The sequence below is a fragment of the Mycobacterium angelicum genome (genome assembly GCF_002086155.1).
Taxonomy (GTDB): domain Bacteria; phylum Actinomycetota; class Actinomycetes; order Mycobacteriales; family Mycobacteriaceae; genus Mycobacterium; species Mycobacterium angelicum.
This window is the reverse complement of record NZ_MVHE01000007.1, coordinates 168139-178842: the sequence shown is the minus strand read 5'-3', so window position 1 is coordinate 178842 and position 10704 is coordinate 168139. Positions and strand designations below refer to the sequence as shown.

Genomic DNA, 10704 nt, shown 5'->3' with positions numbered 1-10704 from the left:
GGCACGGCGGTGCCGGGGGAAATGCAATAGGTATGGGTAACGGTGGCGCCGGCGGGGCTGGCGGCCACGGCGTGGTGGGCATTAATGACGGAGCCGGCGGCGACGGCGGCGCGGGTGGTCACGGCGGGACGTCGGGCGATGGCGGTGTTGGCGGACGCGGTGGGGACGGGGCCGCGGGGATCAACGGTACCAATCCGGCACCCTCCGGCACTGCCGCGAGCGGCCAAGCCGGCGTCCCGGTCAGCGGAGGTGGCGCGGTCCAGGGCGGTAATGGCGCTAACGGTGACAACGGTGGCACGAGTCTCAACGGCGGGACCGGTGGCGCCGGCGGCCATGCGGCGTCATCCTCGTCGACGGATTTTGCGACCGGTGGTAATGGGGGTAACGGCGGATCGGGTGCTTCCGGTGGGAACGGTGGTGGCGGGGGCGCTGGTCAAGCGCTTGGAACCGGTTCGGCGCAGGGCGGGGACGGTGGTTCCGGAGGTAACGCGCTAGCCGCGGGCGGTTCGGGCGGCAACGGTGGTTCCGCAGGCGGAGGATTTGTCGCCCAGCCGGGCGCCGGAGCAGGGATTGGCGGCAACGGCGGCGGCGGCGGCAACGGCGCCGGGGGCGTGGCCGGCGGGAACGGGGGTGCTGGCGGTAACGGAGGTGTCGGGGGCGCTGCCGGTGTGCTTGGTGGCGTCGGCGGCGCCGGCGGCGTCGGCGGCAACGGTGGTGTCGGCGGCAGCGGTGCTGCGGGCGGCGGCGGTGGTTCAGGCGCGGCTGGTGCTCTGTCCAACTCGTTTAACGGCAGCAATGTAACGGGCGGCTCCGGTGGCGCCGGCGGTGATGGCGCTGCCGGCGGTGCCGGCGGGAACGGCGGTGCTGCGGGCGCGGGCGGCGCGGGTGGTGCGGGCAGCGTGATGGGCGCCGGCGGCGCTGGTGGAGCCGCCGGAGTCGGTGGCGCCGGGGGCGCGGGCGGCGGGGGAGGCTCGGGCGGAAATGGTGGTGAGGGCGGCCTGGCCCTTGGCGGTGGCGGTGGCAGCGGTACTGGCGGTGCCGGCGGGAGTGCCGGTGATGGCGGCAACGGTGGTAACGGCGGTAACGGCGGCGCCGGTGCCGCCGGAGGGGCCGGCGGGGCGGGGGCGACCAAGGGCCTGTCAGGTGCCGATGGCTTCGCCGGGCTGGGCGGCGCTGGTGGCGTCGCAGGTGGCGCTGGTACGGCCGGCCACGGTGGTATGGGCACTACCCAGAGCGGGAGCAATGGAGCGTCCGGCAAGGCCGGCAATACGGGCACGCAAGGCCACCCGGGTTAGTCAACACTGCAAAACTTCGGCGGCGCGCTCAGGACGGTCCCGCCAGCTTGTCGGTGGTCGGCGGTAAGTTTGGACAGACATGAGTGTGCAAGCGACCGACTCCGACCAACTCCTCGAAGGTCTCAACCCCCAGCAGCGCCAGGCGGTGGTGCATGAGGGTTCGCCGCTGCTGATCGTCGCGGGCGCGGGCTCGGGCAAGACGGCGGTGCTGACCCGGCGCATCGCGTATTTGATCGCGGACCGCGGCGTGGGCGTCGGGCAGATTCTGGCCATCACCTTCACCAACAAGGCCGCCGCCGAAATGCGTGAACGCGTGGTGAAGCTGGTCGGCGACCGGGCCCGGTACATGTGGGTGTCCACCTTCCACTCCACCTGTGTGCGCATCCTGCGCAATCAGGCATCGCTGATCGAAGGCCTCAACTCCAACTTCTCCATCTATGACGCCGACGATTCGCGGCGGCTGCTGCAGATGATCGGCCGGGACATGGGCCTGGACATCAAGCGGTATTCGCCGCGGCTGTTGGCCAATGCGATTTCCAACCTGAAGAACGAGTTGATCGACCCGCACCAGGCCGTCTCCGACCTGACCGACGAGTCCGACGATCTGGCGCGCACCGTCGCCTCCGTCTACGGCGAATACCAGCGGCGGCTGCGCGCGGCCAACGCGCTGGACTTCGACGACCTGATCGGCGAGACGGTGGCGGTGCTGCAGACCTTCCCGCAGATCGCTCAGTACTACCGGCGGCGCTTCCGGCATGTGCTCGTCGACGAATACCAGGACACCAACCACGCGCAGTACGTGTTGGTGCGGGAATTGGTGGGCCGCGGCTCGGACGCGATTTCCGATGAAGTCCCGCCCGGCGAACTCTGCGTCGTCGGCGACGCCGATCAGTCGATCTACGCGTTCCGCGGCGCCACGATCCGCAATATCGAGGACTTCGAACGCGACTACCCCGACGCCACAACCATTCTGCTGGAACAGAATTACCGCTCGACGCAGAACATCCTGTCGGCGGCCAACTCGGTGATCGCCCGCAACTCCGGGCGCCGGGAGAAGCGGCTGTGGACCGACGCCGGCGAAGGCGAGCTGATCGTCGGCTACGTCGCCGACAACGAGCACGACGAGGCGCGGTTCGTCGCCGAAGAGATCGACGCGCTGGCCGAGCGCGGCGACATCACCTACAACGACGTCGCCGTCTTCTATCGCACCAACAACTCGTCGCGGTCGCTGGAAGAGGTGTTCATCCGCGCCGGCATTCCCTACAAAGTCGTTGGGGGAGTGCGCTTTTACGAGCGCAAGGAGATCCGCGACATCGTTGCTTACCTGCGCGTGCTGGACAACCCCGGCGACGCGGTCAGCATGCGGCGCATCCTGAACACGCCGCGGCGAGGCATCGGCGACCGGGCCGAGGCGTGTGTGGCGGTGTACGCCGAGAACACCGGCGCCAGCTTCTCCGACGCGCTGCTGGCCGCAGCTCAGGGCAAGGTCCCGATGCTGAATTCCCGTGCCGAGAAAGCGATTTCGAGTTTCGTCGAGTTGCTCGATGAATTAAGGGGCCACCTCGACGACGACCTCGGCGAGCTCGTCGAAGCGGTGCTGGAACGCAGCGGATACCGCCGCGAGCTGGAGTCCTCCACCGACCCGCAGGAGCTGGCGCGGCTGGACAACCTCAACGAACTCGTCAGCGTCGCACACGAATTCAGCATCGACCTGGCCTTGCAAATAAAAGAAGCTGAGGCGATGGCACCCGAGAACGAGGACGTGCCGGACACCGGTGTGCTGGCGGCGTTTCTGGAGCGGGTGTCGCTGGTCGCCGATACCGACGAAATACCCGAGCACGCCGCCGGTGTGGTCACATTGATGACATTGCACACCGCGAAGGGTCTGGAGTTCCCGGTGGTGTTCGTAACCGGTTGGGAGGACGGCATGTTCCCGCACATGCGGGCGCTGGACGATCCCACCGAGCTGTCCGAGGAGCGGCGGCTGGCCTACGTCGGCATCACCCGCGCCCGGCAACGGCTGTACGTGAGTAGGGCGATCGTCCGTTCGTCTTGGGGCCAGCCGATGCTGAATCCGGAATCCCGGTTCCTGCGCGAGATTCCGCAGCAGCTCATCGACTGGCGGCGCCTGGCGCCCAAGCCGTCGTTCAGCGCGCCGGTGAGCGGGGCCGGCCGGTTCGGGAGCACGCCCCGCCCGTCGCCGACCCGCTCTGGAGCAGGCAAGCGTCCGCTGCTCGTCTTGCAGCCCGGCGACCGCGTCACGCACGACAAGTACGGCTTGGGCCGCGTCGAGGAGGTCTCCGGCATGGGCGAATCAGCGATGTCGCTGATCGACTTCGGCAGCTCGGGCCGGGTCAAGCTGATGCACAACCACGCCCCGGTCAGCAAGCTCTAGCCGCCTCGCCGAACGTGCAGTGGTCGCGAAAAAATCGCGAATTGTTCGCAGTGAGAACACGTTCGGCGACACGCGTGGGGCGCTAATCGGCCCACAACACCCAGCGCTTGGTCTGCGGGTGTAGCGCCAGCAGCACGCTGGCGATCGGCAGCACCGGTAGCGTGTGCACGATCCACCCGACGCGGGCGCCCGCGATGAACACGCCGCCATAGGTCAGCACCGCCACCACTGCACCCGCCGCGATCAGGTAGCGCCCGACGGGACGCCGCAGCAGCAGCGTGATGACCCCGGAGACCGTCGCGATCGCGAAGACCAGGGCGAGAAACCCGACGGCCACGCAGAACAGCCGGTCGGTACGCCACCAGCCGGCGATCAGATCGGTGGCCACCACCGAGGTGGCCCAGCCGCTGACGATGCTGACCGCACACGCGGCGACGGCAGTGCGGGAACTCGGCTCCAGCAGCGACATGCCTGGCAGGCGGTTGGCGCGGATGGTCGCGTCTTGAGCTGGTAGCCCACGCCCGCCTGGCAGTTGGGTGGTCTCAGACGTCGACACCGCCGGCAGCGGTCCCGTCGGCGCCCGACGAATGATCCGCGTCCGGGTTTCCGGGGGCAGCGGCTTCCCGGCTTCAGGCTCGGGCGGATTCTCGCGCGCAGGGGGGTCGTTCGGCGCCGTCACCGGTCAGCCGGCGTAATTCCCGACGAAGAGTCCCCGCTTGGCCAGCCACGGCACGGGATCGATGCGCTCGCTGCCGCCCAGCAGCACCTCGAAGTGCAGGTGGGGGCCGGTGGAATTGCCGCGGTTGCCCATGGTGGCGATCTGGTCGCCGGCCATCACGCGCTGCCCGACGCTGACCAGCGTGGTGTTGACGTGGCCGTAGAGCGTGACCGTTCCGTCGGCGTGCAGCAGCTTGACCCACATTCCGTAACCGGCGGTGGGACCGGCGTCGACCACGACACCGTCGGACACCGCGACGATCGGCGTTCCGATCGAGTTGGCCAGGTCGATACCCGCGTGCAGCACACCCCAGCGGTATCCGAAGTTCGAGGTGAAGATGCCCTTGGTGGGCATGACGTAGAGCGGCTGCTGCAGTCGCGCCTCACGCTGGGCGCGCTCCTGGGCGAAGGCCACGCCGCGTGCCAGTTCCTCGTTGTGCACCGCGGCATCTGCCGCCGGCTGGGAGGCGATCACCTGAACACCGCGCGGCGCGTTGGCGCCCGAACCGCCGTTCATTGCCGACGCGTTCGCGGTCAGCACGGTCTCGGTCCTGGGGGCGTCCTGGTGGTGGGTGACGCTGTGCGCTGCCGCGGCGGCCGCGCCGGCGGCCATGGCCGAGATCAGCAGGCGGCCTTTGGCTGCGCTGGTCGGCTGCTTGCGGTGCTGTCCAGCGCGGCGGGGAAGCGGAATGACGTTGGTGATCTCCGAATCCGAACCAGCCGGACGGGCGCCGTGAACAACCAGAACCAGCTCCTCGGTGGGGGCGGTCAGGTCAACGGGAGTCGGATCGTCGGCCTCGCTGAGGTCGTCGAGTTCTGGAGCGCCGAGCAGCTCGGCTTCGTTATCGAAGGTGTACTCGTCACCGAAATCCAGTTCATCGAGATCGGCGAGTTCCAGATCGTCGAATTCCTCGAAATCCAGTGCAATGATCTCGGTGACTTCATTGCGGTCATGGTGCAACCAACGATCGCGGGGTGCGCGAGCCGAACCAACGGCGGAGCGAGCGAATCGGTGCTGGGACAACCTGAATGTCCTCGGATCGTGACCATAACGTTATCTGGACCTTGAGCACGGTATCGGTTGACGGCTCGAACTGGCAACCTTGGTATGGAATCTCGCCAATAATGTGACTTGGATCACGTTTCAAGCGAATGAACGTTCGGTGAGCTGCGCCACACCGGTGGATGCGAACGTCGAGTCGTTTTGCCGCCTCGATACAGTTCCTCCGTGCGAGTTGCCCAATCCGGCAGCGCTTACCTATTGGCCTAGCAACAAGTCGACGAAGACAGTGAGCCCATGGACCTTTTCGAGTACCAAGCCAAGGAATTGTTCGCCAAGCACGGTGTGCCGGGCACTCAGGGCCGAGTGACGGACACTGCGGAGGGCGCAAAGGCCATCGCCACCGAGATCGGTGCGCCGGTGATGGTCAAAGCCCAGGTCAAGACGGGTGGCCGGGGCAAGGCCGGCGGCGTGAAATACGCGGCAACCCCCGAAGAGGCCTACGAGCACGCCAAGAACATCCTGGGCCTGGACATCAAGGGCCACATCGTGAAGAAGTTGCTGGTCGCTGAGGCCAGCGATATCGCCGAGGAGTACTACCTGTCCTTCCTGCTCGACCGGGCCAACCGCACCTACCTGGCGATGTGCTCGGTGGAGGGCGGCATGGAGATCGAAGAGGTGGCCGCCACCAAGCCGGACCGGCTGGCCAAAGTTCCGGTGAATGCCGTCACGGGTGTTGACCTGGCCTTCGCGCGGTCCATCGCCGAGCAGGGCCACCTGCCGGCCGAGGTGCTCGACGCGGCCGCGGTCACCATCGAGAAGTTGTGGGGGGTGTTCGTCGGCGAGGACGCGACCTTGGTCGAGGTCAACCCGCTGGTCAGGACGCCGGACGACCGGATCCTGGCGCTGGACGGCAAGGTCACCCTGGATGCCAACGCCGACTTCCGGCAGCCCGGTCACGCCGAGTTCGAGGACCGCGCGGCCACCGACCCGCTCGAGCTCAAGGCCAAGGAGCACGACCTCAACTACGTCAAGCTCGACGGCGCGGTCGGCATCATCGGCAACGGCGCGGGCCTGGTGATGTCGACGCTGGACGTCGTGGCTTACGCCGGTGAGAGGCACGGCGGCGTCAAACCCGCCAACTTCCTGGACATCGGCGGCGGCGCCTCGGCCGAGGTGATGGCCGCCGGCCTGGACGTGATCTTGAGCGACCCGCAGGTCAAGAGCGTGTTCGTGAACGTCTTCGGTGGCATCACCGCGTGCGACGCGGTCGCCACCGGCATCGTCAAGGCGCTGGAAATCCTTGGCGACGAGGCGAACAAGCCACTGGTGGTGCGTCTCGACGGCAATAACGTCGACGAAGGCCGGCGCATCCTGGCCGAAGCCAATCACCCACTGGTGACGCTGGTACCGACGATGGACGAGGCCGCCGACAAGGCCGCCGAGCTGGCGAGCGCCTGAGATAAGGAGACCTGACCACATGGCTATCTTCTTGACCAAAGACAACAAGGTCATCGTTCAGGGCATCACCGGCAGCGAGGCCACCGTCCACACCGCGCGGATGCTCAAGGCGGGCACCCAGATCGTCGGCGGCGTCAACGCACGCAAGGCCGGGACCACGGTCACTCACGAGGACAAGGGCGGGCGGATCGTCAAGCTGCCGGTCTTCGGCGGCGTCGCCGAGGCAATGGAGAAGACCGGTGCCGACGTGTCGATCGCGTTCGTGCCGCCCAAGTTCGCCAAGGACGCGATCATCGAGGCCGTCGACGCCGAGATTCCGCTGCTGGTCGTCATCACCGAGGGAATCCCGGTGCAGGACAGCGCATATGCGTGGGCCTACAACCTGAACAAGGGCGGCAAGACTCGCATCATCGGCCCCAACTGCCCGGGCATCATCAGCCCCGGCCAGGCGCTGGTCGGTATCACGCCGGCCAACATCAGCGGTCCCGGTCCGGTGGGGCTGGTGTCCAAGTCCGGCACGCTGACCTACCAAATGATGTACGAGCTACGCGATTTCGGGTTCACCACGTCGATCGGTATCGGCGGCGACCCGGTGATCGGCACCACCCACATCGACGCCATCGAGGCCTTCGAGAAGGACCCCGACACCAAGCTCATCGTGATGATCGGTGAGATCGGCGGCGACGCCGAGGAGCGCGCGGCGGAGTTCATCAAGGCCAACGTCTCCAAGCCGGTCGTCGGCTATGTCGCGGGATTCACTGCGCCCGAAGGCAAGACGATGGGCCACGCGGGTGCCATCGTCTCCGGCTCATCGGGGACGGCGGCCGCCAAGAAGGATGCGCTGGAGGCCGCGGGCGTCAAGGTCGGCAAGACGCCGTCGGAGACGGCGGCGCTGGCCCGGGAGATCCTGAAGACTCTCTAGCCGGGTGTGACGCCGCTGCGGCCGTTCGGACCGAACACTAAGTAGCCACCGAATCCACCGGGCGCGCCGATGCCCGGGGTGAGTCCGATGCCGCCGTTGCCGCCGGCGCCACCGATGCCGAAGAGGATGCCGCCGTAGCCGCCCTGGCCACCGTTACCACCGAACGCCAGGTCGGACGCACCGAAGCCATTGCCGCCGGCGCCGCCGAGCCCGAACAGGATGCCGCCGAGGCCACCCAACCCGCCGACCCCGCCATGGCCTCCGGTCTGGGCTGCCCCGCCGGCACCTCCGGCGCCGCCGATGCCGAAGAAGGCGCCGCCGTCGCCGCCGTAACCGCCGGGCCCACCATGCCCGGCGGTCAGCGACGCCCCGCCGGCCCCGCCGTTGCCGCCGAAACCGAACAGCTGGCCGGCGCCGCTACCGCCGGTGCCGCCCTGTCCGCCGATGTTGTTGATGCCCGGGGCGGCGCCGCCGGCACCGCCGTCGGCGCCCGTGCTGATCAGGTTGAACAAAACGTTGCCGCTGCCGCCGGTACCGCCGACGCCTGCGATGCCGACGGTGTTGTTGGTCGCGCCGCCGGCGCCGCCGGTGCCGCCCAGGCCGAAGAGCAGACCGAGTCCGTCGCCGCCCTGGCCGCCCCAGCCGGCGACGCCGCCGATCCCGCCGGCCCCGCCGGTACCGCCGTTGCCGAGAATGATGCCGCCGCTGCCGCCCCAGCCGCCGTCCCCGGCGACGCCGCCCGGTCCGGCGTTCCCGCCGACTCCGCCGGCGCCGCCGTTGCCGAAAAGGCCTGCGGCACTGCCGCCGTCGCCGCCGAAGCCGACGAAGCCGTTGAAAGCGGCGCCGCCGGCGCCGCCGCGGCCGCCATTGCCGAACAGGAAGCCGCCGTTGCCGCCACTGCCGCCGTTCTGGCCGGGTCCACCGGACCCGCCGGCGCCGCCGTTGCCCCACAGCAATCCGCCGTTCTGGCCGTTGGAGCCGGTTCCGTCGACGCCGTCGCGGCCGTTACCGATCAGCGGGCGTCCCAGTATCGACTCGACGGGCCCGTTGATCGCGTTGAGCAGCTCTTGTAGTGGGTTGGCATTGGTGGCCTCGGCACTGGCGTAGGAGCCCGCGGTCGCGTTCAGCAGCTGGACAAACTGCTGGTGAAATTCCGCGGCCTCGGCGCTGAGCGACTGATAGGTCTGCGCGTGCGCGCGGAAGAGCGCGGCGACGGCCGCCGATACCTCGTCACCGCCCGCAGCGAGCAACGCCGACGTGGGGTACGCCGCGGCGGCATTAGCAGCAGTGATCGTCGAGGCGACGTTCGCCAAATCCGACGCCGCCGCCGTAACGAAATCCGGCACCGCGACCACATAGGACATTTCCGACCTCCGAGTGCTGCGGCGACCACCTGCGGATCGCCGAACAACAAGACCGTATTGCCGTCCGGGCGCCTACCGATCCCAAGCTTTAGCGCGTGCTACCGGTGCTACGCGCCGGGTTTGCCCGGCACGCCAAACAGTTGTCCGCCGTCGCCGCCTTGGCCACCGGTGCCCGATGGTGTTCCAGGCGCGCCGTTACCGCCGTTCCCGCCGAAACCGATCAGGAACCCGGCGCGTCCACCCTTGCCGCCGCTCCCGCCGGCAGTAGTAGAAACTCCGCCCGAGCCGCCAGTGCCGCCGTCGCCGAACAGCAAGCCTGCGTCACCGCCGGCACCGCCGGCACCGCCGGTAGTCCCGCCTAACCCGCCGAGGCCGCCGGCTCCGCCAGAGCCGGACAACGTACCGCCGGCCCCGCCGGCACCACCAGCACCTCCGCCAAATCCGCCGGCACCGCCGGCGCCGCCCGATCCGTTGAGGAATCCGCCGTGGCCGCCGATGCCGCCGGCACCGCCCGGCGCGGCCCCAGCTGGGTTCGCAACACCGTCCGCGCCCGCACCACCGGCACCGCCGGAGCCGAAGATCATGCCGCCTGCGCCACCGGCGCCACCCGCGCCGCCATTGCCGGCCTTCCCGCCGAGAGCGTCGAAGCTCACGCCGCCTTGGCCGCCGGCCCCGCCGGTGCCGAACAACCCACCGGTGCCACCGACGCCGCCCGTGCCGCCGGCGGCGCCCAGCACTGACGTACCGCCGGCGCCGCCGGCACCGGCAGCGCCGAACAGCCACCCCGCAGCGCCGCCGGCGCCGCCGGTGCCACCCGCACCGGTCCCCCCGGTGCCGCCGGCTCCGCCGTTCCCGATCAATAGCCCGCCGGCTCCGCCGTTGCCGCCGGGTGACTTATTGCTGTTGAGCCTGCCGTTCCCGCCGGCTCCGCCGTTGCCGAACAGGCCGGCGGCGCCGCCGTTGCCGCCGGCGGGGTGGGCGGCCGTGCCCGCGCCGCCGTTGCCGCCGCTGCCGAACAGCAGCCCGCCGGCCTGGCCGTCTGCCCCGGGGGCGCCGTTGGCGCCGTTACCGATCAGCGGGCGTCCCAGCGCTTGGATGAAGGGCGCGTTGATCGCGTCGAATATCTGTTGCTCGAGGGTCTGCAACGGCGAGGCCGCCGCGGCCTCGGCCGTCGCATACTGAGCCGACCCACCGGTCATGAGTGCGACGAACCGCTCGTGAAAGGCCGCTGCCTGAGCGCCGAGCGCCTGGTAGTTCTGCGCATGCATGCCGAACAGGGCGGCCACCGCCGCCGATACCTCGTCGGCACCCGCGGCCATCACCTGCGAGGTCGACGCGGCCGCGGCTGTGTTGGCCGCGCTGATGGTCGAACCGATATCGGCCAGATCAGCTGCTGCTGCGGTCACGAACTCTGGTGCGGTAATCACAAACGACATCAGCCACCACCTCCGCGTGAGGTTTTCATCGTAAGAGGATTCGGCGCCGGACATTCCCTGCTTGCCAAGGATTTCTCGACGAGCCAGCCCTGGTTCGTAACTGAGGCAACGCAC

General features: G+C 69.1%; 8 protein-coding genes. 4 read left to right on the top strand and 4 right to left on the bottom strand.

The features are described 5' to 3' along the window. Nucleotides 1-1295 (top strand): PE family protein (locus BST12_RS34190; RefSeq protein ID WP_281254698.1); only part of this gene is annotated, 1295 nt, incomplete at its 5' end. A 79-nt stretch (nt 1296-1374) separates the two neighbouring features. Continuing rightward, entirely contained in the window at nt 1375-3690 is a 2316-nt protein-coding gene (pcrA, locus tag BST12_RS07810) for a DNA helicase PcrA (RefSeq protein WP_083112528.1), read from the top strand. Nucleotides 3691-3772: 82 nt separating this feature from the next. On the opposite strand, the gene BST12_RS32810 is transcribed toward pcrA, so the two are convergent. Together BST12_RS32810 and BST12_RS07800 are read right to left on the bottom strand one after the other, a co-directional pair. After that, nucleotides 3773-4369 (bottom strand): hypothetical protein, encoded by a 597-nt coding sequence (locus tag BST12_RS32810; RefSeq protein WP_211281229.1) that lies wholly within the window; start codon nt 4367-4369, stop codon nt 3773-3775. A gap of 3 nt (nt 4370-4372) precedes the next feature. Then, complete coding sequence (locus tag BST12_RS07800; protein WP_083112526.1) at nt 4373-5431, bottom strand: M23 family metallopeptidase; 1059 nt, start codon at nt 5429-5431, stop codon at nt 4373-4375. A 273-nt stretch (nt 5432-5704) separates the two neighbouring features. Here BST12_RS07800 and sucC point away from each other — a divergent pair, with 273 nt between their 5' ends. Next, the gene (gene sucC / locus BST12_RS07795; protein ID WP_083112525.1) at nt 5705-6868 is read left to right on the top strand and encodes an ADP-forming succinate--CoA ligase subunit beta; all 1164 of its coding nucleotides are present in this window, start codon (nt 5705-5707) and stop codon (nt 6866-6868) included. Between the two features lie 19 nt (nt 6869-6887). After that, complete coding sequence (gene sucD, locus BST12_RS07790; protein ID WP_083112524.1) at nt 6888-7790, top strand: succinate--CoA ligase subunit alpha; 903 nt, start codon at nt 6888-6890, stop codon at nt 7788-7790. Here the strand turns inward: sucD and BST12_RS07785 are convergent. Together BST12_RS07785 and BST12_RS07780 are read right to left on the bottom strand one after the other, a co-directional pair. Further along, nucleotides 7787-9154, bottom strand: a complete 1368-nt coding sequence (locus BST12_RS07785) for a PE family protein (protein WP_083112523.1) — start codon at nt 9152-9154, stop codon at nt 7787-7789. The two genes, sucD and BST12_RS07785, sit on opposite strands and share 4 nt — an antisense overlap. A gap of 107 nt (nt 9155-9261) precedes the next feature. Next, a complete protein-coding gene (locus BST12_RS07780) occupies nt 9262-10590 on the bottom strand; it encodes a PE family protein (RefSeq protein ID WP_083112551.1) in 1329 nt (442 codons plus the stop codon). Nucleotides 10591-10704: the final 114 nt, after the last annotated feature.